We start from the raw sequence: 24,437 nt of genomic DNA on the forward strand, positions 1-24,437 counted from the left end.
TCCAATGATGCAGTCCTGCTGAGATTGATGTTATCATTCTGTTAAAAAGAACCATTCGCTTTTAGATATCTTCCGGTGTACTCACTCAGCCAATGAAAGGAGATCGCTAACGGAAACGCCATAGCTTAGAGCCGTTGGGTTTTACAATCATGAACAGGCGGAGGCGTCTGTCAGGGTGTAATCCGTTTCTTTGGGGGCTGCATTTTTAATCTGAAGTGTAGTAAGTGCTACGGAGTATCTCTCCCGAAGTTCTAACAGAGTGAGAGTAACAAAAAGAGATACCTTTGATTGTAGCTTGAGGTGTGACTCGCTGGAAATGGTTGGACATACAATTCGGCTATAAGCCTTGTCTGGTGCGGTTTTGATGGAGTTGTGAAGAAGGGGGGTATTCACGTTCGGATTGTCCCCTGCAGACTTCGAATATGTATGGTTTATTTGTTGATAGTTAAGGTTTATTTGTTGTTAATAAAGTTAAGGGGCCCCCAATAAGGCCCCCAAAAGTTATTTTGACAGAATTCATTGAATAATAACTAACCGTCTTTGGTTCGATTCCGCTTAATAGATATCGTACTCGAAAACTTCATCTTACCATATCTCAATGAGATCCTCGTAAAAGACCTATTGCCTGTCTTGCCCTCAGAATATCGACAGCCCGAAGGTAAGGGGATTGTTCCTGCCAGCGAAATCCCTTCCTGTCGATACGGACCAGTTCGTATTTTTCCACCAGAAAATTCACGGCATCTGACAGGGTGATACCGGCATCGATATGTTGCTGTATAACAACTTCATCGCTGAATGGGGTGTCGTTTATTGTCAGACCGTAGTGCTGTTCCAGCAAACGCGCCAGTAACATTTGCCAGACAGCCACGGGTGACAGGCAGGGCTTCGCTGCCCGCTGAGTTGTTGCAGGTAAAGTTTTCATGTTTGCTCTCGTGAAGGTAATTAACGCTGAGTGGGATAAATGGCGATGTATACGTAGCCGCAACTGCCAAGGGTGTCGGCTTCACAGGTAAAACCGTTGTGGTACAGGGTGACGCAGTGGGCATGTTGGGGGCTGAGTTCACCGGTGGTCAGCATCGATTCCATCTGGCGGATAAAGTGTGGGAATGTGTCATCCAGCTTCCGGCATTCGGCGTCACTGAACATACCGGTGATGCTGGCCCGGTCAGCCAGGTAGTGCAGCCGGTTGCCCTCCTGTACCAGACGGGCTCCCAGGCGCGGCGTGATAGCCCGCTGCAGGCCCCAGATGATGTGGGTCATGGGGGCTCTCCTTTTATTGTAAGTTCAGGGTAATACTCATCAGGCAGGCATAAGGCCCGTTGCGGTCCTGGCGGCGTTCGGCGTATACCGCGAGGACTCCGGTGATATCCGGAACGTCCCTGCCGGTGTAATGACAGACGCTGCCGTGCCACTGATATTTTCCGCTGCTGTAGCGAAAGATCCGGGACTCAGGATGCTGGCGGTATATCGTCATTGCCCGGCGTTTACTGATAATTTTCATGTCATACCTCACAACAGACCGTGTTCTGCGAACGAATATATTTGCCTGCCGCCAACAATCAGGTGGTCAGGGACGCGGATATCCACCAGCTGAAGCACCTGCACCAGTCGCTGCGTGAGGGCTTTGTCAGCCTGGCTGGGTGTTGTCTCACCGGAAGGATGGTTATGCGCCAGTATCACCGCCGCCGCGTTGAAATGCAGAGCACGTTTGACCACTTCCCGGGGATGGACTTCAGTGCGGTTAATCGTGCCGGTGAAGAGCGTTTCATGGGCAATCAACTGATTCTGGTTGTCCAGATACAGCACCCGGAACGCTTCCCGCTCAAGTGCGGCCATATGCAGTCGCAGCCATTCACGGACAGCATGGGTGGAGGTGAAGGCCACGCCGGGCTCATGCAGGTGCCGGTCCAGCGCCCTGAGCGCCCGCTGGATGAGACGCCGGTCGTGTGGCGTCATCTCGCCGGGTAAAAAGGAAAGCTGTTTCATTCGTTGTTCCTCCGGTCAGTCGATGATACGCAGAATGGCGTGGGCTTCAGGATGCTGCAGGGCGTAGTCCCGCAGGCGGTAGAAGTGTGCGGTCATTGCATCGCATTCGGTGCGACAGGCATGGTGGCTGTATTCAATCAGGCAGACCGCGATACCGGCGGCTTCTGCACTCATATCTGCATCGTTGCCATTCAGACAGTTAAACAGATGCCATTTATCGTCACTGTCATACTCGGGGGCCATAAATGCCCCGCTGTTGCTCAGGGTGTGGAACGACCAGATACCACCGCCGTAGGTCGTACAGAAGCGGTCCATCCAGGCGAAGATATGCGGCTCCAAGGTTAGCCACTGCGGTATGCTGCCGAAGTGTTGCGGCCAGAAATCGATACGCTGTTCATCGGGGACTGGCGTGACGGTCAGTTCAAATTCGGGTTGGTTAGCGGGTGCGAGGTCGTACTGCGTCTGCGTTGTCATGGATATGTCTCCGTCAATAAAAAACGCCAGCGGCGAGGGCTGGCGTATGGGGTTAACAAAGCGTGTTCGGGAAGGTGAGATGTCGCGGGTAAATGCTTCGGGGTCAGCGGGTAACGGTGTCTTTGTGGATGCCATACTGCCGGATGTAGCCGTTAAGACCTTCACCGGCATCCGGTTCAAAGTTCCATGCCCGCCAGACCGTCCGGCCTTCGGTGTCGCGAACCACCAGGCGGAAGTGACTGCCCTGGTCGTCTTCAATGGTGATATTACGGTACAGACGGATAAGGGTTTCGGCCTGCTGACGTGAGAACGAACCGGGAGGCAGGGTTAACGATTCAGTCATGGTGACTCCGGATAGTCAGCGTGTCAGGACGCTAGGTGCAGCATATTCTCCGCCATGACCCAGAGCGCCCGGTTGAGCTTCACGTCCCCGTCAATCCCCTTTACCGCACGGGTATGAGCTCGCTTGCCTTTGGTCGTTCTGCCCGGCAGACCGCCCTTAATCAGATTCTCCTGAATGCGCTGGTAGGTGGTCCACAGGTCGTTACTCTCATCCTGCCAGCGGCGTGGGGAAAGTATCTGTGATTCCGTCACCGGCTGGTGGTCTTCGCGAAAGCGGTACGTGAGCGCCGCTTTGGCCAGTGCCTGCTGTGCTGGTGGCGGTAACAAAAGCGATTGCATGGCATCGCGCTTCTCCTCCACACGGTCGAATATCCCCAGTACTTCGTAAGCCCCTTCAATGACTTTCTCCACCACATTGCCTTTATGTGGCACACGTACCTCACCAAAACTCTCACCGCAAATCAGCCCGTTCTGGCAGACTGCACGAAACAGCCCCGGCAGCATCTGGTATGAGCTGGAGCCGTCATGACTGTTAAGCAGGATGATTTCAGGGACCTGTTTGCCAGTGATCTGGCCTTCGCGACGCAGGCGCAGCATGTGTTTGGTGTGCTCTCGCTTGCTCTGGTCCCTAACCCGGGTCTGGCAGGCAAAAAATGGCTGGAAGCCTTCGCGCTGAAGGTTATCGAGAAGGGTAATGGTCGGAATACAGGTATAACGATCACTTCGGGACTCATGCTTGTCTTCGCTGAACACACTCGGTACATAATGCATTAACTCCTCACGGGTTAACGGACGGTCACGGCGAATAAGATTTACCGCACCAAAGCGGCTGGCTAATCGGGTCATGGCGAGACTCCTGTGAGAAAAAAACAAACGAAAACGGCCTGCTCAACTGAGCAGGCCGTGGTAGGGGGTTAAACAGCAAAGTGTGCGGAAGGGGGAATACCCGTCGTTGAGTTTGTCGCGGGAGGCTCAGGCCCGGATACCCAGTATGCTCATGGCGACCATAAATCCGATGAACCAGCCAATAAACTGGGGCAATACCGCCCAGAGCAGACGGGCCTGAATGACGGCACCGGTACTTCCGTAAACCGCATCCGGCATGATCCATTTTCGGATGAGATTACCCAGCCAGACGCCCAGGCCCGGCAGGACACACTGCAGCACGGCGGCCCATGCTGAATACCCGAACCCGACAATACGGGTATCAACAACCGTGATAATCAGCCCCACTAGGGTTGACAGGCTGAGACAAAGGCTCAAAGGCATAGCAGCCCTCCTTAAACATGGCAATTTCCATAAACTCAGTGAGTTAGTTTGTTCTGTCGTAAAACAGCCCGTCGTTCCGGTTGCGAAACATCATGCCTTGGCAGGTATAGGGCATGTCCAACTGGACATATTTTCGGGTGACCATACTCTGATACGTGCAGATTTTCTGTGCCCCGCCCGCGGCGCTGTTCTCCGTTCTGACCAGACGGAATGCCTCGTAATCACTGTATCCAGCCTGGGCTACGGTGGGGATAAAAAGACTGACACTGCTGAGGGCCAGGGCGCTGGCAATCATGCGACGATAACGCGGATGCATACGGTGTTTCCTTATTAAGTAGGTAATAGACAACAATGAAAGGGATGGCCTGATGGTCACCCCGTCGTGTTAGTTGCAGCAGGGCTCTTCTCCTCTGTTAAAGGTGGCGCAGAATGGGATGCAGCCATCACGTCGTGCATGACCGGGAAATGAGGCAGCGCCCGGATGAAGGCCACCTGACGGGTGAGTTGACATACCGTATCACGACGCTCGAAGCCCTCACTCAGGACGGTGATGGCGGTGATCCCGGACAGCGGCAGAACAACGATCCTTCCGTGCTGCTCACCGACCAGATACAACGCTCCCTCAAGGAAAATAAGCCGGTACGGTGCCAGGTGTTCAGCCCGCACACCGTCAGCCAGTTCCCGGATGCACTGCTGCTGAATGATGGTATCGACCAGTCGGGAAAAGAGACCGGGGCGGACGGGGGCGCTTTCGGCGTCCTCCTGCCAGACCAGACAGGATGAGATATCCTCACTGTCCGTTAGCGTGTTTACCAAGCGAAGGTCCGTTTCTGGAAACACCTGCTGAAGCCCAACATTGCGCATAAAGCACAGGGTTCCCGGGGCACGCTGTGCCATACCGGGATCTGACAACAATCGGCAGTGCCCATGACGGTACTCAAGGTTCAGATATATCAGCCGCTCACGAAAATCGCGGCGCAGGGTGCGTACCGAGACACCAAACTCGACTGCCAGTGTCTTCACGCTCAGTGTTTCGCCTGCCAGCAGACGACTGATAATGAGAGACAGTCTGACCGCCAGTCGGTCATAGCGGTGCTCAGTCTGTGACATGGCATGTTCTCCATCGTGATGAACGTATTGAAAAAGATGTGATTACTGTAAACAGGGGGAGGGTCAGGGTATGGACAGGGCGAAAAATATTTTTATCACCCGTCAGTACCGTACGGGCTGCGGCACTGACTGTATTCAGTCTGTTTTTTAACCGGATACACCACACCTAAAATGGACAGGGTGTGTCCGGCAAACGGAGAGCGAATGCAAGGTGCACACATAGTGGTGCATTTGCTCACGGGATAACGGCATTTCAGCCGTCAGAAGAAAAACCGCCAGACACTGCGGGCAACAGAGACCACCGCACTAATCACGGTACTGACCACCGCATTCACTGCGGAGGGAAGGGACAGCTCCGACAGGGTGTGTGTCATCACGTCGCTGACCGTATCGCCAAAATCCTGTTGCGCCTGCGCCTCAATTTTTTGCGTGCGGTATTGTGGTCTGATGACCGAACTGACGGCACTGCTGGCGCGGGCAGGCAGTGAGCGAAACAGCACCTCCACCAGCTCAGGCAGATGCCAGCCAGTGGCTGCTGATACGGTGATCACCGGGAGTGCCGGGTGGTTGAATAACGAGCACACCGCGCGCTGCTTTTCCTTCAGGTGTTTTAACTGTTGCTCTGAAGGTTGATTAAGAAAGCCGCTCCATTCACGGGAAGGCTCGATTTTATCGGCTTGGGTCAGGACAAACAGCACCTTATCCCTCCCAGCACTGCCTGGTGACAGCATCCGAAAATAAAAATCACAGTCGGGGGTCAGTGCCCGGTCATCGGCTTTAATCAGCCAGAGCACCAGGTCCAGCTCCGGCCAGATACGTTGATACAGTGCCTGATACTCTTCATCCCGCTCCGGGCTTTCGCCCACCCCGGGCAGATCAATCAGCGTCACCTGGCGTTCACCTGCCTGCAGCGTAAAACGCTGTGGCTCACGGGTACACGCAGTGGTATGACTGACGGCCGAGACCGTGCTGCGAAACAGTGCGTTACACAAACTCGACTTCCCAGCACCAGTCTTTCCCATTATGCCGATGATGGGCTGGTAATGAATAATGTCGTGCAGACGTTTAGTGACTTCCTCTGCAACATTGCTGGGCAGCAGACTAAGTGGCGAATACAGCTGATTTAATTCTTTATTGCATTTCATTATGTCACCTTATCAATTGATTAAGAATGCATCGCTTGCCTCTGTCAATCTGGTGATATATATTTAAAGAAAATTTAAATCGTGAATAAAAAAATGAAAAGTCACAATCAAGAAAAAGCAAAAAAAGAAGTTCTGGAATTCATTAAAAAGAACAAAGCACTATACTCCAGGCGTATATCAACCTATAAAAAAGAAGAGTTAATGAATGCATTCTACTGCAGAGAGTTATTCTTTAACTGTGAAAGAGCAATCAAACGCATGGAAATAAACAGCATGGAGTTTGATAATAAAAAGCTTTCTGACAGCCAAAAGAGAACTCTGCGAAACAAATTCATGCAAAACGATTCAAATAAGGAAAAGTTAAAAACGTTGTCAACACGCATCGAAAACCTTGATATTTTAAAGCAAGACAATGTGGATTTAATTATCTGGAAACAAAACCCCAGACAGGCTGTGCAAAAACTTACCTTTGAAAGGATTTTTAATGAATCCAGAAATGCACATCCCAGTATAAAGGAGCACATGCGTTTTCTTGAAGCATGCCATGCATGCTTCCCCTTCACTCCTAATGATTACCCTAATGCCCGAAGCGCCAATCCTGAGTTAAGCTCTGTTTTTAATAAAATCAATCATCTGACCAGCCAAATCATTCCAGATAATTATCCTTACTCAACTGAAATGGCCTCTTTATCTAATTTATGGATTACAATTGATCTTCGTTACTCTGATTATATTCTCTCCAGCCAAATTGCAGGCATCATCAAACTCGAAAGGCAGTCATATCCAAAACAAGTGCAAAATGATATAGATAATTGGCTGAGTTTTGAAACAATAAAAAGGAAATTGCTCACACTTGACACATTCGTTATCATCGATGCTTTAATATTGAGCGCAGCTAAAGGCGTAATCTTAAAAAACACTGAAATAAACAACTCACTTAATTCCTCAGGCACTGAGTTGCGTAATATCAAGAACGCGATCGATTATTTCATGGATATACTTAGCGATGAACTTGATAATAATGAATTCACACCTCACTAGCATTTGCGAATCCACCTCGGATAGCCCTCATCGGAAATGTAGGAGGGTTTAACCGCAAAAAACTTCGCATAAATGTCTAATATACTCTCTTTAGCAGACGCAGGATCGCTAACAGATATTGACAGGTGTTTTTTACAATACCGCCTAAACAGAGATAGTGAAGAAAAAAGCGCACGTACCCTTAACATTGTTTTCTTCCCATTTTCCATTACCCACACGAACCTCTTAATTCTGGATAAAAAGCGTTCAGGATCGCCTCGCAAATAAGCATGAAAGAAAGCAAGTGCAATCATATCAAAGTAGCAGGTAATAAAAGTGACACGCTTACCTTTAAACTTAATTATTTTGTTTCGAAAAAGCTTACATATGTATTTCAGACAATAAAGGATGGTTCTTTCTTTTAAGCGAATCAGTTCCGCATTCAATAGATCAAAAATAAAAACCTGGTTGAAAACTGCGTCAGCATTTAAACATCTGCTTTGTCCATTTTTTATTCTTGGCAGCTTGCCAATTTTACAAAACAATGCATTAACTTCATCGTCTGAATAATTTCTAACGATAGAATTGATGAGACTATGCGGCATATCCTTCCTTTTCTTACTTAGAGAATGACCATTAAACATCTCAAAAGCATCATTTTCAGGGATTTTATCTTTATTCATTTTGTTTATAAATGAAGGTGCAATCATAATGTTCTCTGGTACATTCATCCCTCCTTTTGAATTTGGATACTTATGACTTAAATCCAGCTTAATAAATGGAGTTAGTTTGTGTTCATTTTTTTTGCAGTTGCCTCGTATTTTCTTTTTCAAAAAATGGCTACATGGAATCTGTAATCGGGATTTAATTCGGTATAGTGAAATGATGTTGGCGATATCCTCAAGACCGTTAATTGAATTCAATTGCAATGGATTGTTTTTAATAAACCCCTCTGTGTTAAGCCAGTACGAGTGATTATGGATTTCAGTTTTATCAGAATCCTTAAGGGTTCTCATACCAATCCCTTTGCATTTATTTGAGCAAAATTTATTATTTCTCGTTTCAGAGAAATTAGCACCACAAACTTTACAGCGAATGTCTTTCTTTACATTCCTTTTTCGGCTCAATTCCTTCCGTCTATTAAAGTGGATATAACAAAGCCTGACACCATATTCATAGCTAATAGATGCTATATTCTCTTTGCACCCTTTTCTGCAACATATTGCCATTACATACCGTCCATGTTCACTTCACGCGGTTTTCCAACCATTCGTGTATGTCACTTAGCCTCCAACGAGAACTTCTGCCAAGTTTTATTGGCTTCATAAATTTTCCGTCCTGAATTTGCTTATAAATCCATTTATCAGTGACTTTCAGCGTTGCTGCGATCCACTTCATATCTACAAGTTGCATGTCATTGTTTTCACTTCTTTCCACACTGTTCTCCTGATGTGCCGCCCTTTCGCAAGATACTGGCTGTATAGGGCCACAAAGTGCAGGCAAAAGATCGCTCTAGAAATTGTCTTGACAATTCACTTCAGTTGCGAACTAGAGGGGAGGAAACGATTGATGGTGTAGTCTTTGTAAGATGCTCCGATAAAACCGCCTAAGTTGATCATGCAAAATGATCAAATGAGACCTGCCATTAAAGTAAAAATGGTAAGATTCAGGTTGCTACCCACGCAGCATTTACTAGTATTTAAATCTTACAAACAGATCAAGATTGGAATATAAATTCAAACATTAATTAAAAACCCAGCCAATCAAACCAAATAAATAAAAATTAAAGATATATTTAAAGTCAGCGTAACCGATATATGGACAGCTATATCAAACAACATCTTGCTGCAGATTGCTGAACATTGATTGCATGTTGAATGGAAGGCATCAGCTATACCACCGCAGTAAGTTGCGACAGGTGTTACCTGACCTGCTCCCCGTTGATTAGTACACCCCGATGTTAGTAATGTCTTCATAAGCCACATGAGGACATCCCCATGAAGAAGCGTTTTTCCGACGAACAGATCATCAGTATTCTCCGCGAAGCCGAAGCTGGGGTACCCGCCCGTGAACTCTGCCGCAAGCATGCCATTTCCGATGCCACGTTTTACACCTGGCGTAAGAAGTATGGCGGTATGGAGGTGCCTGAAGTTAAGCGCCTGAAGTCGCTTGAGGAAGAGAACACCAGACTCAAGAAGCTGCTTGCCGAAGCCATGCTGGATAAAGAGGCGCTTCAGGTGGCTCTTGGGCGAAAGTACTGACGACAGACCAGAAGCGGGAAGCCGTGATGTTGATGTGTGATGCGACCGGTCTGTCGCAACGTCGTGCCTGCAGGCTTACAGGTTTATCCCTGTCGACCTGCCGCTATGAGGCTCACCGTCCGGCTGCTGATGCGCATTTATCAGGGCGCATCACTGAGCTGGCACTGGAGCGCAGGCGTTTTGGCTACCGTCGTATTTGGCAGTTGCTGCGCCGTGAAGGGCTTCATGTTAATCATAAGCGCGTGTACCGGCTTTATCACCTCAGTGGCCTGGGCGTAAAACGCAGAAGACGTCGTAAAGGGCTGGCAACAGAACGTCTGCCGCTGCTCCGTCCGGCGGCGCCCAATCTGACCTGGTCGATGGATTTCGTCATGGACGCACTTTCCACCGGTCGCAGGATCAAGTGTCTTACCTGCGTCGATGATTTCACAAAGGAATGCCTGACGGTCACTGTTGCCTTTGGGATTTCAGGCGTTCAGGTCACGCGTATTCTGGACAGCATTGCACTGTTTCGAGGCTATCCGGCGACGATAAGAACTGACCAGGGGCCGGAGTTCACTTGCCGTGCACTGGATCAATGGGCCTTTGAGCATGGTGTTGAGTTGCGCTTAATCCAGCCGGGCAAGCCAACGCAGAACGGATTTATTGAGAGCTTTAACGGACGATTTCGCGATGAATGTTTGAATGAGCACTGGTTCAGCGATATCGTTCATGCCAGGAAAATTATTAATGACTGGCGGCAGGATTATAACGAATGCCGCCCGCACTCCACGCTGAATTATCAGACACCGTCTGAATTTGCAGCGGGCTGGAGAAAGGGTCATTCTGAGAATGAAGATTCCGACGTTACTAACTGAGTGTTGTATCTAATCGTGGGGGCAGGTCATTGAAATCGATGTCCATGTCATACCTCCAGAAAAATTGGAAAACGAGTTACTCAAGCCCTTTGCCTGCTGTGACGGGCAGTGCGCCCAGGCGACACGGGCTGCTCGGATGACTTCTGCTGTTCACGCTTGCGCATCACCTCCTTCTTTGCTGCGGCTCGGGTCTGATCATTGATCCACTGATCGATTTCACTTTGAGGAAACCGCCACGTCCCGCCCACCTTGAAAGCCGGAATTTCCCCGTGCGCGGCGAGCCGATAAAGCGTCCGCTTGCCGACTTTCAAGTACGCAGCCAATTCATCGAGCGTGAAAATCACCTGTAGGTGCGCTTTCATCCCTGTAGGTGCGCTTTCATCTCACCCTCTCCAATCGCGTCGCTTTGCGGTTCCGGCCAAGGAAATCCTTGTAATACTTTGTAAGATATTACGCTTACCATGACAGCCTTCAAGAGTCAATGTACAGCGTTCTCCCGCCCCATTGATGCAGGTCAACTGCTCAGGCAAGGCGCAGCGGGGCGGTCTGATCAGGCAATGGACAGCGCCTGGCTCGTCAGCCTGCGTGTACCACAGGCGCCTCGATCAAACACCGATCCTCACGTTGTAGCCGAGTGCCCGCAGCCCCTTGCTCGTCTGCATGTTCCTTGACGGAAACTCGTCTGGGCGCGCCCAGACGACGATTTCCCCGAGGCTGCTCAGGCTAACGTGCGGAATTGCCCAGTCGTCGCTGCGGATCGCGTTCCAGAGTCGGGCCGAAACACTTCCGTTGCCCCAGACAACGTAGTTCAACAGTATCCGTCCGGCCAACACACCTTCCCGACACCGCCGCCGAAGGCCATGGCCCATCAAGCGGATTTTCCATGCGCCCTCAGCGCCGTACCTACAGCAAATCTTTCAAGGCTCAGGTCATTCAGGAGTGTTCTGAACCCGGTGCCTCCATCGCAAACATCGCCTTGGGCTACAGCCTCAATGCCAACCTCGATCACAAATGGATTCGGCTGCCTACCCAGAAAACCACGGCTATCCAGCCAGCGTTCATCCCGTTGCCTTCTCAAATGCTCGGCGTGGGTTCGCATACTCAAGCGCGCTGCTGCGATCATGAGTTTGATCCAGTCGGCCCGTAATAATGGGCACGATCCGTATGCCTATCTCAAGGATGTGCTGACACGGTTGCCGTCCCTGTAACAGCCTGAAGTTGACCTGGGTAATCAAATACCGGTGTAGTGATTAGGAAACAGGGCTCGGATAACATCATGGCGCAGGTCACCCTGATCTTGACCCTCCATCTCCGAACAGCTTTTGTATCTTAAGTTAACGATGTCCGCTGCCGGTATTCCCTCGGGGAGTGATATCCCAGCGCGCTGTGCGGGTGGCTTCCATTTCCATCAGATGTCCTTCCTGCTCCGCTACTGAAGGCGTGGTGCGTAACGGCAAAAGCACTGCCGGACATCAGCGCTATCTCTGCTCTCACTGCCGTAAAACATGGCAGCTCCAGTTCACTTACACCGCTTCTCAGCCCGGTACACACCAGAAAATTATTGATATGGCCATGAATGGTGTCGGATGTCGCGCCACCGCACGCATTATGGGCGTTGGCCTCAACACGGTTTTACGTCATTTAAAAAACTCAGGCCGCAGTCAGTAACCTCCCGGATACAGCCGGGCAGTGATGTCATTGTCTGTGCGGAGATGGACGAGCAATGGGGCTACGTCGGGGCAAAATCACGGCAGCGCTGGCTGTTTTACGCGTATGACAGGATACGCAGAACGGTGGTGGCGCATGTCTTTGGTGAACGCACCATGGCTACGCTGGAACGTCTTCTTGGCCTGCTGTCGGCCTTTGAGGTGGTGGTATGGATGACGGACGGATGGCCGCTGTATGAGTCACGCGGCTTTGTTGAATAAATCGAACTTTTGCTGAGTTGAAGGATCAGATCACGTATCTTCCCGACAACGCAGACCGTTCCGTGGCAAAGCAAAAGTTCAAAATCACCAACTGGCCCACCTACAATAAAGCCCTCATCAACCGTGGCTCCATAACTTTCTGGCTGGATGATGAAGCTATTCAGGCCTGGTATGAGTCAGCAACACCTTCTTCACGAGGCAGACCTCAGCGCTATTCTGACCTTGCCATCACGACTGTGCTGGTCATTAAACGCGTATTCAGGCTGACCCTGCGCGCTGCGCAGGGTTTTATTGATTCCATTTTTACACTGATGAATGTTCCGTTGCGCTGCCCGGATTACACCAGTGTCAGCAGGCGCGCAAAGTCGGTTAATGTCAGTTTCAAAACGTTCACCCGAGGTGAAATCGCGCATCTGGTGATTGATTCCACCGGGCTGAAGGTCTTTGGTGAAGGCGAATGGAAAGTCAAAAAACATGGCCAGGAACGCCGTCGTATATGGCGAAAGTTGCATCTGGCAGTTGACAGCAACACACATGAAATCATCTGTGCAGACCTGTCGCTGAACAATGTGACGGACTCAGAAGCCTTCCCGGGTCTTATCCGGCAGACTCACAGAAAAATCAGGGCAGCAGCGGCAGACGGCGCTTACGACACCCGGCTCTGTCACGATGAACTGCGGCGTAAGAAAATCAGCGCGCTTATCCCTCCCCGAAAAGGTGCAGGTTACTGGCCCGGTGAATATGCAGACCGTAACCGTGCAGTGGCTAATCAGCGAATGACCGGGAGTAATGCGCGGTGGAAATGGACAACAGATTACAACCGTCGCTCGATAGCGGAAACGGCGATGTACCGGGTAAAACAGCTGTTCGGGGGTTCACTGACGCTGCGTGACTACGATGGTCAGGTTGCGGAGGCTATGGCCCTGGTACGAGCGCTGAACAAAATGACGAAAGCAGGTATGCCTGAAAGCGTGCGTATTGCCTGAAAACACAACCCGCTACGGGGGAGACTTACCCGAAATCTGATTTATTCAACAAAGCCCCGCAAAACATAAAAAAGCATGAATTGGAATTCCAGACTGAATTCAGACCTACCCACAGACGATTTTTATATAATACCAAAAAGTATTTCTATTTCTTAGAAAACCCCCATCACCTTAATATACACACATCCTCAGCAGCAGTATTTTGACACGCGGCCATTATTATATTTTATTTAACATTAAACACTCATGAAAATTAAATATTGAGAAACGATCCTGGGGGTACATTTATTTAATAAGAATAAATTTTGACGCTGCTATAAAATTAAATCATTAGATATCAATGGAATACCGCGCATATCACGCATCCATTATCTTGTCTCATGACTTTACCTAAATTTGGTATTACCTCTAAGATTATATATATTCATTTTTTGATATTTGTATCCTCCTGTCGCCTCACTATTCGCAAGTAAGGTTGGTCATAATACAATCATGAAAAAGAGAAGGTCTGGCAATATCACCATCTACGAAATAATCAGAGACCTCTTTTCTATGCTAAACCGCGGACATACAAGCTCTGCCTCGTGGGCAGAAGCAACCACACTCGACAACATAATGCAACAAATAAATTAAAATTATTTTCTTCGCCAACGCAAGAACACACCATCAGTTAAATATTATTTAATTTAAAAAACAATCACATACATTAAAAAATGGCAAATCAACACCTGAAAACGCAATAATGATGCTTCAAAAAAAAAGATCCCCGCAATTATTTTAAAATCCAATCCCTTACCCTTTCCGGGTGAATTATCCCCCACAGACGATTTCCTCCCGGAAGGAGAACAATATGCAACAAGAAGCGTTAGGTATGGTCGAGACCAAAGGTCTGACTGCAGCAATAGAAGCTGCTGATGCGATGGTCAAATCAGCCAATGTCGTGCTCATTGGTTACGAAAAAATTGGTTCTGGTCTGATAACAGTGCTCGTACGCGGAGATGTGGGTGCAGTCAAAGCCGCCACCGATGCCGGTTGTGCCTCTGCTCGTCAGATCGGCGATGTCATCGCTACCCATGTCATTCCACGTCCGCATTCTGATGTTGAAAAACTCCTGCCAGCAGGCCTTAAACCATCTGAAGGAGTTAAACAATGAGTAGCGATAACCTCGTAGAAAATATTATCGCCGAGGTGCTCGGAAAAGTCGGGGATTTGAAAACCCCGTCCGCCGCATCCCAGCCGGGGATATCTCAGCAGGAGCCCGCTATCCCAAGAAAACTTTGCGGTTTAACCGAGTTCGTCGGGACGGCAACGGGCGACAGTATCGGCCTTGTAATTGCCAACGTTGACAGCGCCTTGCTGGATGCCATGCATCTGGAGAAGAAATACCGTTCAATAGGCATCCTTGGTGCACGTACTGGTGCGGGCCCACAGATCATGGCGGCTGATGAAGCTGTCAAAGCCACAAATACTGAAGTCGTTGCAATTGAACTGGCCCGCGACACTAAAGGCGGCGCAGGACACGGTTCACTGGTGCTGTTCGGTGGTCAGGATGTTTCCGATGTGAAACGGGCTGTGGAAGTGGCGCTAGGCGAACTTGAGCGTACTTTCGGTGACATTTACGCCAACGCAGCAGGTCATGTGGAACTCCAGTACACCGCACGCGCCAGCTACGCTCTGGAAAAAGCATTTGGCGCCCCCCTTGGACGCGCCTGTGGCGTGATTGTCGGTGCCCCGGCAGCGATTGGTGTGCTGATGGCAGACACGGCGATCAAATCTGCCAATGTGGATGTGGTGGCTTACAACTCCCCGGCAAAAGGCACCAGCTTTACTAACGAAGTTATTCTGATTGTTTCCGGTGACTCCGGTGCTGTGCGCCAGGCGGTGCGTTCTGCACGTGATGTAGGTCTGACTCTGCTGGAAACAATGGGTGGCAAAGCGCCTTCAGCCACAACCCCCTATATCTGATTTCCATGTAGTGGAGAACAAGAAATGAGCCAATTATCACAGGCTTTTGGTGAACCAACTGACCGAATTCGTGCCTTACGGGAACAAATCCTTGATACGACCCCCTGCATTGAGACGGATCGTGCCCGCCTGATCACCGAGTCCTATAAGGAAACGGAATCCCTGCCCATGATCATCCGTCGCGCCAAAGCGCTTGAGAAGATCCTTGCGGAATTGCCGGTCACCATCCGGGCAGGTGAACTAATCGTTGGTAGTCTGACAGTCACTCCTCATTCCACACAAATTTACCCGGAGTACTCAAATCGCTGGCTTCAGGATGAATTCGATCGTCTGAATCTGCGTAAAGGCGACCGTTTTACCATAACCGATGAAGCGAAACAGCAGCTGGATAGCGTATTTGGCTACTGGGAAGGGAAAACAACGAATGAACTGGCTACATCCTATATGTTGCCTGAAACGCTTGATTGCATGGCAGAAAATGTCTTCACTGTCGGCAACTATTACTTTAATGGCGTCGGTCATATAGCCGTGGACTACGCGCGTGTTCTCGCTCGTGGATACAAAGGCATCATCCAGGATGTTGTTGCAGCAATGGCCAGCGCTGATAAAAAAGACCCCGCTTTTCTGAAAAAAGAATCGTTCTACAAGGCGGTCATTATTTCTTGTAACGCAGCAATCAATTTTGCTCATCGTTACGCGGTTAAAGCTCGTACTCTCGCGGAACAGGCCTCACCAGTCCGTAAAAAAGAGCTGCTGAAAATTGCTGAAATCTGTGACAAAGTACCTGAAAATGGTGCAAGTAATTTCTATGAAGCCTGCCAGTCATTCTGGTTTGCCCATGCCATTATTCAACTTGAATCCAACGGGCATTCTATCTCCCCGGCGCGTTTCGATCAGTACATGTACCCTTACCTGGAAAAGGACAGCTCCCTGAGCGAGGAACAGGCGCAGGAATTGCTGGATTGTCTGTGGCTCAAGTTCAACGACGTTAACAAGGTTCGTGATGAAGGCTCGACCAAAGGTTTTGGTGGCTATCCGATGTTCCAGAACCTGATCGTTGGCGGTCAAACCAGCGGCGGACAGGACGCCACTAACAGACTGTCCTTTATGGCCATGACGGCTACCGCCCATGTTCGTCTGCATGAACCTTCACTGTCAGTACGTGTCTGGTCAAAATCTCCGGACGATTTGTTACTGAAAGCCTGTGAAGTCAGTCGTCTTGGTATGGGGATCCCGGCCTATTACAACGATGAAGTTGTTATCCCTGCATTGATTAACCGCGGCCTGACCCTGGAAGATGCGCGGGAATACGGCATCATCGGCTGCGTCGAACCTCAACGTCCGGGAAAAACAGAAGGCTGGCACGACGCCGCGTTCTATAACATGAGTAAGGTACTGGAAATAACCCTGAACAACGGACGCTGCGGGGATAAACAACTCGGCCCCAAAACTGGTGAGCTGGATTCATTCCAGAGTATTGAAGACATCATTGAAGCTTATCGTAAACAGAACGAATATTTTGTCTATCATCTGGCAATGGCCGATAACAGTGTTGACCTTGCTCATATGGAACGGGCCCCCCTGCCGTTCCTGTCCTGTATGGTGGATGACTGTATCAGTCGCGGTAAAAGCGTTCAGGAAGGCGGTGCCCATTATAACTTCACGGGTCCGCAAGGTGTCGGCGTTGCCAATGTGGGCGACTCGCTGATGGCTATCAAACGTCTGGTATTTGAAGAAGGCCAATTATCGCTGGGTCATCTGAAAGAAGCACTGGATGCCAATTTCGGTGTATCTGGCGGGATAGAGAAACCTGACACTATAGCCACTGAAAGTACGCCGAAACAGGATGCAACCTATGAACTAGTCCTTGAGGCCGTGAAGAAAGTGCTGGGCGAAAGCGGCGCACTTGCACTCACCTCACTCAATAGCAACCCACCGGAGCCTGTCAAAGGGGCTAATGCCGGGCTGACAGCAGTGCGTCAGTTACTCATTAATGGCGCCCCCAAGTTCGGTAATGACATTGACGAAGTGGATATGCTGGCCCGTACCGGTGCTGAAATTTACTGTCGCGAGGTAGAAAAATACACCAACCCACGTGGCGGTTTATTCCAGGCTGGCTTATATCCGGTATCCGCTAATGTGGCTCTCGGTGAGAGCGTCGGGGCAACTCCAGATGGACGTCTGGCCGGCCAGCCGCTTCCCGATGGGGTGTCGCCCAGCAGGGGCATGGATACAAAAGGTCCAACCGCTGCCGCCAACTCAGTAGCCAAGCTGGATCACTTCCTGGCCTCAAATGGCACGCTGTTTAATCAGAAATTCCATCCGGCAGCTCTGAAAGGCGATGAGGGATTATACCATCTGGCGGCCTTACTGCGTGGTTATTTCGATCAGAAAGGCATGCATGTTCAGTTCAATGTGATCGACCGTAATACACTGCTGGCAGCACAAAAAGAACCAGAAAAATATCGTGATCTGGTTGTGCGTGTGGCGGGTTACAGTGCGCAATTTGTCTCACTGGATAAAAGCGTACAGGACGATATTATCCTGCGAACCGAACATGTCTTTTAATTGACAGTCGGCCGGATTTCTCAACATAAGGATATTATCTTCTGATGATTGTTTTCCTTGTTTTTACAGACAAGGAAAACACATCCGGCCAATAACATGCTGAATATCAGCATGAAGAAAAGAAATAAAGGTATTGACATGGCGGAAATTGATTACGCGCAGACTGGCACCGTATTTAATATACAAAAATTCTCCTTACATGATGGCCCGGGAATACGCACCATTGTATTCCTGAAAGGCTGTTATCTGGCATGTAAATGGTGCAGTAATCCGGAATCACAGCACACTGAACCGGAAATATTTTACTACGATCGCAATTGTATCCATTGCGGACGCTGCGTATCCGCCTGCCCCGTTGGGGCTATCGATGCCTCACGTCAAGGGCTTATTGACCGGAATGCCTGTATTCATTGTGGAGCTTGCGCTGAGGTCTGCCCGGCTGGCGCGATGGTTCAGTCAGGTAAGAGAATGTCGGTGGTGGAGGTTATAGACGAACTGCGTAAAGATGAGACGCATTATCGCCGCTCCGGTGGAGGTATTACATTGTCCGGTGGCGAAGCACTGGCTCAGCCTGCATTTGCAGCAGCATTGCTGGCCGCCTGCAAAGCCAGAGGATGGCATACAGCGATGGAAACCACCGGAATAGCCTCCCGGGCCGTGCTGGAAAAGGTTATCCCATTGCTTGATATCGTATTGCTCGACATCAAAACCTTTTATAGTGAACGGCATAAGGAATTTACGGGACATCCGAATGAGACGGTTTTACGTAATGCACTGACAATTTCAGAACTGGCAAAGAATGTCGCCGTTCGGATCCCGGTAATTCCTGGATTTAATGATGATGAACAAAGTATCGAAGCTATTGCCAGATTTGTTACGCACATGAAAAATGTATCGCGATTACATTTATTGCCCTATCACAACTATGGCCAGAATAAATATAACCTGCTTGGCAGAACGTACGACATGATTGAAATAAAACCACCGGAAGAAAGTCGTATGCATAAATATAAAGATATTGTGACATCCCTTGGAATCGACTGCGTCATCGGTGGGTAACCGGTAGTTTTTTAAACTTTTGCAGGAAACGATTATGAACACAACCTTACCGACATTAAAGCAGGAGTGCCTTGCCGAATTTCTGGGCACCGGACTCTTTCTGTTTCTTGGTATCAGTTGCCTCGCAGCGATGAAACTGGCTGCCGCCAGTTTCGGTTTGTGGGAGATCTGTATTGTCTGGGGACTGAGTGTCGCACTCGGTGTTTACCTCACTGCGGGAATATCCGGAGGGCATCTTAATCCGGCAGTCACTATCGCATTGTGGCTTTTCGGCAATTTCAGTGCCCATAAGGTCTTACCTTACATCCTGTGCCAGATTATGGGCGCTTTTGGCGGCGCCATGGTGGTCTACCTGCTTTACCACAATCTGTTTATTGATTATGAGCTGGCACACCATATTCAACGCGGCAGCATGGACAGCCTTGCACAGGCGGGTATTTTCACGACGTTTCCCCATCCGGAAATTAATCTGCTTCAGGCTTTTGCCAGTGAAACCATCGGAACGCTGACGCTGATGTGCCTGATCATGGCGCTGACCGACGACGGCAACGGTGTTCCTCGCGGTCCGCTGGCGCCGCTACTGATTGGGATTTCCGTGGCCCTGATTGGGGTTGCCATCGGTGCACTGACGGGTTTTGCGCTGAATCCGGCAAGGGATTTAGGTCCCCGTCTGTTCAGCTATCTGGCTGGCTGGGGTAGTAATGCTTTAACAGGCGGACGTGCATTCCCCTACTTCATTATACCACTCGTCGCACCGATCTTCGGAGCCTGCCTTGGCGCCGCGCTGTATCGCGGTCTGACCAGGTTACCACTTCTGCCGGGCAAGGGGGGCCAGGGAAAAAGTCTGTCGCTGCCGGAATAATTATCTCCCGTCCCGTCAGGGACAGGAGCTGAAGATGAACTTTACACAAGAAACTCAGGAGTAAAAGAGAAATGAACAATGCGCTTGGAATGATCGAAACCTATGGACTGATTGGCGCCATCGTAGGTGCAGATGCCATGGTCAAATCGGCAAACGTCCAGTTGGTGGGTTACGAAAAAATTGGTTCCGGCCTGGTTACCGTCATGGTACGAGGTGATGTCGGTGCGGTAAAAGCTTCGGTGGAGGCGGGCTCCGCAGCTGCAGCCGGTGTGGGCCAGGTGAAATCAACTCACGTCATCCCACGTCCTCATAATGAGGTGGAAACGCTGTTGCCGGTTTATCAGACCGCAACAGCCGAGTGAAAAATTAACAAGGAAAAGGGGGAGCTTGTGCAACATTCTCTTGGCCTTATCGAAGTCTCGGGTATGTCTCTGGCGATAACTGTTGCTGATGTGATGGCGAAAACCGCCCAGATCAGACTGATCGGCGTGGAAAGAACCATCGGGTCTGGCTGGATGCTGGTGAAAATTGCAGGCGATGTTGCTGCAGTGCGTACGGCTCTATCGGCCGGAGAAGAAACAGCCAGAGCACACCAGGGATTTGTTGCCTGCACCACAATCGCCCGGCCAGCGAAAGGAACCGGTGAACTGGTTTCAACAACTAAACCGCCCCGAGCTGAGCCTGTTCAGAAGATAACCGTTCTCCCGGCCGTTGCCCTCACGGCATCCGCCGCCCATACCACAACCGGACCTGAATCCGTTCAGGAGGATCCGGACGCAGAAAAGGCAGTCCCCCCGATCAGGGAGGCTGTCGAGGGAAGCACAGGCAATATCATTCAGGTCGATGCTATCAATGATCCTGTGGAAACGGCCAGGGAAATCAGTAAACCAAACGCTTCAGCAAAGTCTCCTCCTGCTGAATATGGTGAAAAACAATCTGTGGCGACGGTCAAAGCATTTCCGGTCATGGGAGATATCGCTACTGACCTCGATATTCCGACAGCGTCAGCGAGATCCGTTGCCGTTGCGCAGCAGGTTAAACCCGGAATATCTCTGCATCAGTTTCATTATCAGGAAAAACCTGATGATGAAACTGCAGATGCGGGTAGCCAACAGACAGGTGAAACAAAACAGGCTGTCGCCATATCAGCAAAATTACTGGTGACATGCAAAATCTGTGGAGATCCTTCATGTCCGCGACATAAGGGCCAGCCACGCAGTAGATGTATTCACAATCAGAAATCGGTATTGAGGTAAATCAATGGATCACGATCTGATCACAAAACTGACCGGTCAGGTAATTGCGCAGATGCGGCAACGAACGATTCCGCTGGGTATATCAAACCGGCATGTTCATTTGTCGGCAAAAGATTACCAGAGTCTGTTTCCCGGACAGACTCTGAAAATTAAAAAGCCCCTTGGTCAGCCCGGGCAATTTGCGGCAGAGCAGACCGTTTCCTTAATCGGTCCAAGAGGTCAGTTGAAAAACGTACGGATACTGGGGCCGTTGCGGGGACAAACACAGGTGGAAATCTCGTACACCGATGCCAGGCAAATTGGCCTGACGGCGCCACTCCGCCTGTCAGGTGATCTGACCGGAAGTGTCTCTGTCACACTCAAAAGCGAGGCCGGAGAAATTAATCTCACCGAGGGAGTAATCATCGCTCGCAGACATATTCACATGTCGCCACTGGACGCTGCGATATTTGGCGTAACACAAGGAGAAACGGTGAAAGTCGGGATTGAGGGCACCGATCGAAAACTGATTTTTGATGATGTCTGTATCCGGGTTGCTGAGGATATGCGTCTTGAAATGCATATTGATACTGATGAAGCGAATGCTGCCGGTATTGATGGAGGCCAGGCAGTGGCAAGACTTCTCCTGACAAAACGCTAATGCAGGTGTGCCTATGCTGGACATGATCGTCTCAAGGGTCATTACACTTTTACAGGGAAGGGAAAGCCGGAGTTTACGGGTGACCCAGGCCGAGCTGGCGGCAGGCTTATCAAAAACGGTTTATTTGCATAATGCACAACTGATATTGCCCTTACCTGATCTGGCTTTTATTCAGAGTCTGGTTGCCTATGATCACCACCACCCGGCAGTGTCGACTGTCCTGGAAGCATGGGCATATGGCGTAAGGTTACACCTTCAGATCCACCAGCAATTACTGACCGCACTGCCACTGCGAGAGTTACGCCGCCTTCCGGTCACACTCACTGACCATATGAGTACACCGGTGAAACTGGCAGCTGCAGCTGGCCTCAGCTATGCCAGCGTTATTCACTGGCACGATTGCTGGGTTTTACTGGAAAAGCAGACGCTGATTACCGCCCTCGCCCGGGAAGTAATGGAAAGACAGAACATCAAACTAATATGGCAGGAGTAATGCAATGCAACTGGCGAAAGTCGTAGGGTCAGTGGTGTCGACGCAAAAATCTGCGTCCCTGACAGGTAAAAAATTGATGGTCGTTACTTTAGTTAATCTGGACGGCTCCACACCGCTTTTCCAGGAAAACACCCAGGAGGTTGCTGTGGATTCTATGGGAGCAGGTGAAGGTGAGCTGGTTCTGGTCAGCCGTGGCTCTTCAGCCAGAAAGATCTTTCCGGAACCAAATCAGGCCATTGATCTTGCCATCGTCGGCATCGTCGATACCATCGACCGGTTTTAGCCCCGGTCGGCTGTTACAGGAGAAACAGAGCTATGCCAGAACAGGATATAGCATCCCTTATCAGCGAGCATCGCATATTGCTGGAGGAGGCCGTCCGCGAAGTTATCCGTCGGTACCCGCAGTCACTTTCGCCATCGGAAAACTTCAGTAAGCACATTTTCAGTTCAGAGCAGTTGAAAAACATTATCGATACTGTTCTGGCAGAGGCGTGGCAGCAAAGCGCCATGGTAGTTATCACCTTGTGTGACGAAAAAGGCGAATGTGTTCTGACTTACCGCATGCCAGGTACATCGGCAGAAGATATTGCTGTCGCCGGGCGTGCAGCCGAAGCCGCGGTAAGTTTCGCTAAAGAAAATAAACAGATCATTGACCCCACACTACATAACGTTATTGGCGGGATTGATACCTCCCGCGGAGGCTGTGTCGTGTATTGTGCGGGGAAAGTGATCGGCGGGATCGGAATTAGCGGCGCATCCGCTGAAAAAAATCATCTTATTGCATTACGGGCTGTCGACAGCCTTAAATCAGGGAGTCAAAAATGAATACCACTGAACTGGAGAATATGATCCGCAATATTCTTGCTGATAATCTGAAAGGGACCGCTACTGCCCCTGGAAACATTCAGCACACTATCTTCGCTCGTGTGGAAGATGCTATCACTGCCAGCTACGATGCCTATAAAAAATACATGGCAGAACCTCTGGCACTTCGAACCAGGATCATTACAGCCCTGAAGGAAGAGCTGGCACCCTGGATCAAAGAGATGTCCGAACGCGCCGCAGAAGAAACCGGCATGGGTAATGCACCCGACAAAATCAGTAAAAACACTGCGGCACTGAATAATACTCCGGGGATTGAGGATTTGACCACAAGCGCCCTGACTGGTGATGGTGGCATGGTTTTATTCGAACTATCTCCCTTCGGAGTCATTGGCGCTATCGCCCCCAGCACCAATCCGACCGAAACTATCATTAACAACACCATCAGTATGCTGGCCGCTGGTAATGCTGTCTACTTCAGCCCCCATCCGGGCGCAAAAAAGGTATCCTTGTGGCTTATTGAAAAAATCGAAGACATCATTTATCGGGTAAGCGGGATCCGCAATCTGGTTACCACCGTAGCAGAGCCCACCTTTGACGCTACTCGCGAAATGATGTCAGATCCGCGCATTGCTCTGCTTGCGGTTACAGGTGGTCCGGCAATTGTCAATATGGCCATGAAAACCGGTAAAAAAGTTATCGGTGCTGGCCCTGGTAACCCCCCTGTACTGGTGGATGAGACTGCCTGTCCGGTCAAGGCTGCCAAAGATATCGTTGATGGTGCCTCTTTCGATCATAACGTCCTTTGTATCGCCGAAAAATGCGTCATCGTAGTAGATAGCATCGCCGATCGCCTCATGGATAATATGCAGAAAAACGATGCCTTTCTGGTAAAAACGCCCGGTGATATTGCCAGACTGCGCAAGGTCGTTATCAATGACAAAGGAGAAGCAAACAAGAAACTGGTAGGTAAAAGTCCGGCAGTGATCCTGCAGGCTGCTGATCTGAACACATCAACAGCACCGCGACTGATTATTGTAGAAGTGGAGCAGGACGATCCGCTGGTGATGGTCGAACAATTAATGCCAGTTCTGCCTGTTGTACGGGTCAGTGATTTCGAGACAGGACTGGCACTGGCTCTGAAGGTGGAAAACGAGCAGCACCATACCGCCATAATGCATTCTCAGAATGTTACCCGTCTGAACCTGGCTGCGAAGACCATGCAGACTTCAATATTTGTGAAAAATGGCCCTTCCTATGCCGGACTGGGCATAGGTGCCGAGGGTTTTACCACCTTTACTATTGCGACACCCACTGGCGAAGGGACAACATCAGCACGGAGCTTCGCCCGTAAACGCCGTTGTGTGCTGACCAATGGATTTTCCATCCGCTAA

General features: G+C 49.9%; 31 protein-coding genes and 2 pseudogenes. 18 read left to right on the forward strand and 15 right to left on the reverse strand.

The features are described 5' to 3' along the window. Positions 1–595 precede the first annotated feature (595 nt). From SK35_RS07340 to SK35_RS07390, 11 genes are all read right to left on the reverse strand, one after another. Positions 596–922 (reverse strand): TA system toxin CbtA family protein, encoded by a 327-nt coding sequence (locus SK35_RS07340; protein ID WP_007869731.1) that lies wholly within the window; start codon positions 920–922, stop codon positions 596–598. Between the two features lie 20 nt (positions 923–942). Continuing rightward, entirely contained in the window at positions 943–1,260 is a 318-nt protein-coding gene (locus tag SK35_RS07345) for a type IV toxin-antitoxin system YeeU family antitoxin (protein ID WP_007869729.1), read from the reverse strand. 13 nt (positions 1,261–1,273) lie between these two features. Then, a complete protein-coding gene (locus SK35_RS07350; RefSeq protein ID WP_013098172.1) occupies positions 1,274–1,501 on the reverse strand; it encodes a DUF987 domain-containing protein in 228 nt (75 codons plus the stop codon). 8 nt (positions 1,502–1,509) lie between these two features. Continuing rightward, positions 1,510–1,986 (reverse strand): RadC family protein, encoded by a 477-nt coding sequence (gene radC, locus SK35_RS07355; RefSeq protein ID WP_013098171.1) that lies wholly within the window; start codon positions 1,984–1,986, stop codon positions 1,510–1,512. Between the two features lie 15 nt (positions 1,987–2,001). Continuing rightward, positions 2,002–2,460 carry an antirestriction protein gene (locus SK35_RS07360; protein WP_013098170.1) on the reverse strand — a complete coding sequence of 153 codons (459 nt, stop codon included), beginning with the start codon at positions 2,458–2,460 and terminating at the stop codon, positions 2,002–2,004. Positions 2,461–2,563: 103 nt separating this feature from the next. Further along, positions 2,564–2,803, reverse strand: a complete 240-nt coding sequence (locus tag SK35_RS07365) for a DUF905 domain-containing protein (RefSeq protein ID WP_007869725.1) — start codon at positions 2,801–2,803, stop codon at positions 2,564–2,566. A 23-nt stretch (positions 2,804–2,826) separates the two neighbouring features. Continuing rightward, positions 2,827–3,648, reverse strand: coding sequence for a DUF932 domain-containing protein (locus SK35_RS07370; protein WP_007869723.1), 822 nt, complete (start codon positions 3,646–3,648; stop codon positions 2,827–2,829). A 126-nt stretch (positions 3,649–3,774) separates the two neighbouring features. Next, complete coding sequence (locus SK35_RS07375; RefSeq protein ID WP_015386464.1) at positions 3,775–4,071, reverse strand: hypothetical protein; 297 nt, start codon at positions 4,069–4,071, stop codon at positions 3,775–3,777. Between the two features lie 43 nt (positions 4,072–4,114). Next, complete coding sequence (locus SK35_RS07380; protein ID WP_007869719.1) at positions 4,115–4,387, reverse strand: hypothetical protein; 273 nt, start codon at positions 4,385–4,387, stop codon at positions 4,115–4,117. Positions 4,388–4,443: 56 nt separating this feature from the next. Continuing rightward, the gene (locus SK35_RS07385; protein WP_013098169.1) at positions 4,444–5,181 is read right to left on the reverse strand and encodes a DeoR family transcriptional regulator; all 738 of its coding nucleotides are present in this window, start codon (positions 5,179–5,181) and stop codon (positions 4,444–4,446) included. Between the two features lie 260 nt (positions 5,182–5,441). Then, positions 5,442–6,326 carry a GTPase family protein gene (locus tag SK35_RS07390; RefSeq protein WP_007869717.1) on the reverse strand — a complete coding sequence of 295 codons (885 nt, stop codon included), beginning with the start codon at positions 6,324–6,326 and terminating at the stop codon, positions 5,442–5,444. An 81-nt stretch (positions 6,327–6,407) separates the two neighbouring features. On the opposite strand from SK35_RS07390, the gene SK35_RS07395 reads away from it, so the two are divergent. Further along, a complete protein-coding gene (locus SK35_RS07395) occupies positions 6,408–7,367 on the forward strand; it encodes a hypothetical protein (RefSeq protein WP_007869714.1) in 960 nt (319 codons plus the stop codon). Here the strand turns inward: SK35_RS07395 and SK35_RS07400 are convergent. Continuing rightward, positions 7,364–8,362 carry a hypothetical protein gene (locus SK35_RS07400; RefSeq protein ID WP_228099692.1) on the reverse strand — a complete coding sequence of 333 codons (999 nt, stop codon included), beginning with the start codon at positions 8,360–8,362 and terminating at the stop codon, positions 7,364–7,366. The genes SK35_RS07395 and SK35_RS07400 overlap by 4 nt on opposite strands. A 229-nt stretch (positions 8,363–8,591) precedes the next feature. After that, on the reverse strand, positions 8,592–8,783 hold the full coding sequence (locus SK35_RS07405) for a helix-turn-helix transcriptional regulator (RefSeq protein WP_013098166.1): 192 nt from the start codon (positions 8,781–8,783) through the stop codon (positions 8,592–8,594). A gap of 560 nt (positions 8,784–9,343) precedes the next feature. On the opposite strand from SK35_RS07405, the gene SK35_RS07410 reads away from it, so the two are divergent. After that, a protein-coding gene (locus tag SK35_RS07410) for an IS3-like element ISSen4 family transposase (protein ID WP_085950818.1) occupies positions 9,344–10,464 on the forward strand; the annotation gives its coding sequence in 2 pieces (ribosomal slippage) (positions 9,344–9,602 and positions 9,602–10,464; 1,122 coding nt in all). Between the two features lie 80 nt (positions 10,465–10,544). Here the strand turns inward: SK35_RS07410 and SK35_RS07415 are convergent. Both SK35_RS07415 and SK35_RS07420 read right to left on the reverse strand, forming a co-directional pair. Next, the gene (locus SK35_RS07415; protein ID WP_004152118.1) at positions 10,545–10,826 is read right to left on the reverse strand and encodes a helix-turn-helix domain-containing protein; all 282 of its coding nucleotides are present in this window, start codon (positions 10,824–10,826) and stop codon (positions 10,545–10,547) included. Positions 10,827–11,069: 243 nt separating this feature from the next. Further along, positions 11,070–11,333 (reverse strand): hypothetical protein, encoded by a 264-nt coding sequence (locus SK35_RS07420; RefSeq protein ID WP_015386469.1) that lies wholly within the window; start codon positions 11,331–11,333, stop codon positions 11,070–11,072. Positions 11,334–11,347: 14 nt separating this feature from the next. Between SK35_RS07420 and SK35_RS07425 the strand changes: the two genes are divergently transcribed. The 16 genes and pseudogenes from SK35_RS07425 to SK35_RS07500 all read left to right on the forward strand — a co-directional run bounded on the left by SK35_RS07425 (position 11,348) and on the right by SK35_RS07500 (position 24,437). Continuing rightward, positions 11,348–11,611, forward strand: coding sequence for a transposase (locus SK35_RS07425; protein ID WP_004118209.1), 264 nt, complete (start codon positions 11,348–11,350; stop codon positions 11,609–11,611). Further along, a pseudogene (locus SK35_RS07430) lies at positions 11,568–11,672 on the forward strand (transposase domain-containing protein); the annotation flags it as partial. The gene SK35_RS07425 and the pseudogene SK35_RS07430, both read left to right, overlap by 44 nt. Positions 11,673–11,856: 184 nt before the next feature. Then, positions 11,857–12,377 (forward strand): annotated as a pseudogene (locus tag SK35_RS07435) (IS1 family transposase); the annotation flags it as partial. A 77-nt stretch (positions 12,378–12,454) separates the two neighbouring features. Further along, a complete protein-coding gene (locus SK35_RS07440) occupies positions 12,455–13,378 on the forward strand; it encodes an IS5-like element IS903B family transposase (RefSeq protein ID WP_011787825.1) in 924 nt (307 codons plus the stop codon). Between the two features lie 850 nt (positions 13,379–14,228). Continuing rightward, complete coding sequence (gene pduA / locus SK35_RS07445) at positions 14,229–14,531, forward strand: propanediol utilization microcompartment protein PduA (protein WP_011918380.1); 303 nt, start codon at positions 14,229–14,231, stop codon at positions 14,529–14,531. Then, on the forward strand, positions 14,528–15,343 hold the full coding sequence (gene pduB / locus SK35_RS07450) for a propanediol utilization microcompartment protein PduB (RefSeq protein ID WP_011787820.1): 816 nt from the start codon (positions 14,528–14,530) through the stop codon (positions 15,341–15,343). Before pduA ends, pduB begins: the two co-directional genes overlap by 4 nt. A gap of 24 nt (positions 15,344–15,367) precedes the next feature. Continuing rightward, positions 15,368–17,911, forward strand: a complete 2,544-nt coding sequence (locus SK35_RS07455; RefSeq protein WP_011787819.1) for a glycyl radical protein — start codon at positions 15,368–15,370, stop codon at positions 17,909–17,911. A 138-nt stretch (positions 17,912–18,049) separates the two neighbouring features. Then, positions 18,050–18,970 carry a glycyl-radical enzyme activating protein gene (locus SK35_RS07460; RefSeq protein WP_011787818.1) on the forward strand — a complete coding sequence of 307 codons (921 nt, stop codon included), beginning with the start codon at positions 18,050–18,052 and terminating at the stop codon, positions 18,968–18,970. A 34-nt stretch (positions 18,971–19,004) separates the two neighbouring features. Then, positions 19,005–19,832 (forward strand): MIP/aquaporin family protein, encoded by an 828-nt coding sequence (locus tag SK35_RS07465; RefSeq protein ID WP_011787817.1) that lies wholly within the window; start codon positions 19,005–19,007, stop codon positions 19,830–19,832. A 71-nt stretch (positions 19,833–19,903) separates the two neighbouring features. Further along, positions 19,904–20,194 carry a BMC domain-containing protein gene (locus tag SK35_RS07470; protein ID WP_011787816.1) on the forward strand — a complete coding sequence of 97 codons (291 nt, stop codon included), beginning with the start codon at positions 19,904–19,906 and terminating at the stop codon, positions 20,192–20,194. A gap of 93 nt (positions 20,195–20,287) precedes the next feature. Then, entirely contained in the window at positions 20,288–21,088 is an 801-nt protein-coding gene (locus SK35_RS27115; protein ID WP_251365185.1) for a BMC domain-containing protein, read from the forward strand. A 4-nt stretch (positions 21,089–21,092) separates the two neighbouring features. Continuing rightward, on the forward strand, positions 21,093–21,728 hold the full coding sequence (locus tag SK35_RS07480; RefSeq protein ID WP_011787814.1) for a phosphate propanoyltransferase: 636 nt from the start codon (positions 21,093–21,095) through the stop codon (positions 21,726–21,728). Between the two features lie 22 nt (positions 21,729–21,750). Further along, complete coding sequence (gene pduM, locus SK35_RS07485) at positions 21,751–22,221, forward strand: microcompartment protein PduM (RefSeq protein ID WP_224326736.1); 471 nt, start codon at positions 21,751–21,753, stop codon at positions 22,219–22,221. Positions 22,222–22,225: 4 nt separating this feature from the next. Further along, positions 22,226–22,504, forward strand: coding sequence for a EutN/CcmL family microcompartment protein (locus SK35_RS07490; RefSeq protein ID WP_011918378.1), 279 nt, complete (start codon positions 22,226–22,228; stop codon positions 22,502–22,504). Positions 22,505–22,536: 32 nt separating this feature from the next. Then, positions 22,537–23,046 (forward strand): heme-binding protein, encoded by a 510-nt coding sequence (locus SK35_RS07495; RefSeq protein WP_011787811.1) that lies wholly within the window; start codon positions 22,537–22,539, stop codon positions 23,044–23,046. Next, positions 23,043–24,437 carry an aldehyde dehydrogenase family protein gene (locus tag SK35_RS07500; protein WP_011787810.1) on the forward strand — a complete coding sequence of 465 codons (1,395 nt, stop codon included), beginning with the start codon at positions 23,043–23,045 and terminating at the stop codon, positions 24,435–24,437. The genes SK35_RS07495 and SK35_RS07500 overlap by 4 nt, the downstream gene beginning before the upstream one ends.

Source organism: Citrobacter sp. MGH105 (genome assembly GCF_001037485.2).
Lineage (GTDB): Bacteria > Pseudomonadota > Gammaproteobacteria > Enterobacterales > Enterobacteriaceae > Citrobacter > Citrobacter portucalensis.

Bases quoted from the DNA above. Each gene is read 5' to 3' on its own strand.
- SK35_RS07340 (WP_007869731.1), bottom strand. From the start codon at position 922: ATGAAAACTTTACCTGCAACAACTCAGCGGGCAGCGAAGCCCTGCCTG.
- SK35_RS07345 (WP_007869729.1), bottom strand. From the start codon at position 1,260: ATGACCCACATCATCTGGGGCCTGCAGCGGGCTATCACGCCGCGCCTG.
- SK35_RS07350 (WP_013098172.1), bottom strand. From the start codon at position 1,501: ATGAAAATTATCAGTAAACGCCGGGCAATGACGATATACCGCCAGCAT.
- radC (WP_013098171.1), bottom strand. From the start codon at position 1,986: ATGAAACAGCTTTCCTTTTTACCCGGCGAGATGACGCCACACGACCGG.
- SK35_RS07360 (WP_013098170.1), bottom strand. From the start codon at position 2,460: ATGACAACGCAGACGCAGTACGACCTCGCACCCGCTAACCAACCCGAA.
- SK35_RS07365 (WP_007869725.1), bottom strand. From the start codon at position 2,803: ATGACTGAATCGTTAACCCTGCCTCCCGGTTCGTTCTCACGTCAGCAG.
- SK35_RS07370 (WP_007869723.1), bottom strand. From the start codon at position 3,648: ATGACCCGATTAGCCAGCCGCTTTGGTGCGGTAAATCTTATTCGCCGT.
- SK35_RS07375 (WP_015386464.1), bottom strand. From the start codon at position 4,071: ATGCCTTTGAGCCTTTGTCTCAGCCTGTCAACCCTAGTGGGGCTGATT.
- SK35_RS07380 (WP_007869719.1), bottom strand. From the start codon at position 4,387: ATGCATCCGCGTTATCGTCGCATGATTGCCAGCGCCCTGGCCCTCAGC.
- SK35_RS07385 (WP_013098169.1), bottom strand. From the start codon at position 5,181: ATGTCACAGACTGAGCACCGCTATGACCGACTGGCGGTCAGACTGTCT.
- SK35_RS07390 (WP_007869717.1), bottom strand. From the start codon at position 6,326: ATGAAATGCAATAAAGAATTAAATCAGCTGTATTCGCCACTTAGTCTG.
- SK35_RS07400 (WP_228099692.1), bottom strand. From the start codon at position 8,362: ATGAGAACCCTTAAGGATTCTGATAAAACTGAAATCCATAATCACTCG.
- SK35_RS07415 (WP_004152118.1), bottom strand. From the start codon at position 10,826: ATGAAAGCGCACCTACAGGTGATTTTCACGCTCGATGAATTGGCTGCG.
- SK35_RS07420 (WP_015386469.1), bottom strand. From the start codon at position 11,333: ATGGGCCATGGCCTTCGGCGGCGGTGTCGGGAAGGTGTGTTGGCCGGA.
- SK35_RS07425 (WP_004118209.1), top strand. From the start codon at position 11,348: ATGCGCCCTCAGCGCCGTACCTACAGCAAATCTTTCAAGGCTCAGGTC.
- pduA (WP_011918380.1), top strand. From the start codon at position 14,229: ATGCAACAAGAAGCGTTAGGTATGGTCGAGACCAAAGGTCTGACTGCA.
- pduB (WP_011787820.1), top strand. From the start codon at position 14,528: ATGAGTAGCGATAACCTCGTAGAAAATATTATCGCCGAGGTGCTCGGA.
- SK35_RS07455 (WP_011787819.1), top strand. From the start codon at position 15,368: ATGAGCCAATTATCACAGGCTTTTGGTGAACCAACTGACCGAATTCGT.
- SK35_RS07460 (WP_011787818.1), top strand. From the start codon at position 18,050: ATGGCGGAAATTGATTACGCGCAGACTGGCACCGTATTTAATATACAA.
- SK35_RS07465 (WP_011787817.1), top strand. From the start codon at position 19,005: ATGAACACAACCTTACCGACATTAAAGCAGGAGTGCCTTGCCGAATTT.
- SK35_RS07470 (WP_011787816.1), top strand. From the start codon at position 19,904: ATGAACAATGCGCTTGGAATGATCGAAACCTATGGACTGATTGGCGCC.
- SK35_RS27115 (WP_251365185.1), top strand. From the start codon at position 20,288: ATGGCGAAAACCGCCCAGATCAGACTGATCGGCGTGGAAAGAACCATC.
- SK35_RS07480 (WP_011787814.1), top strand. From the start codon at position 21,093: ATGGATCACGATCTGATCACAAAACTGACCGGTCAGGTAATTGCGCAG.
- pduM (WP_224326736.1), top strand. From the start codon at position 21,751: ATGATCGTCTCAAGGGTCATTACACTTTTACAGGGAAGGGAAAGCCGG.
- SK35_RS07490 (WP_011918378.1), top strand. From the start codon at position 22,226: ATGCAACTGGCGAAAGTCGTAGGGTCAGTGGTGTCGACGCAAAAATCT.
- SK35_RS07495 (WP_011787811.1), top strand. From the start codon at position 22,537: ATGCCAGAACAGGATATAGCATCCCTTATCAGCGAGCATCGCATATTG.
- SK35_RS07500 (WP_011787810.1), top strand. From the start codon at position 23,043: ATGAATACCACTGAACTGGAGAATATGATCCGCAATATTCTTGCTGAT.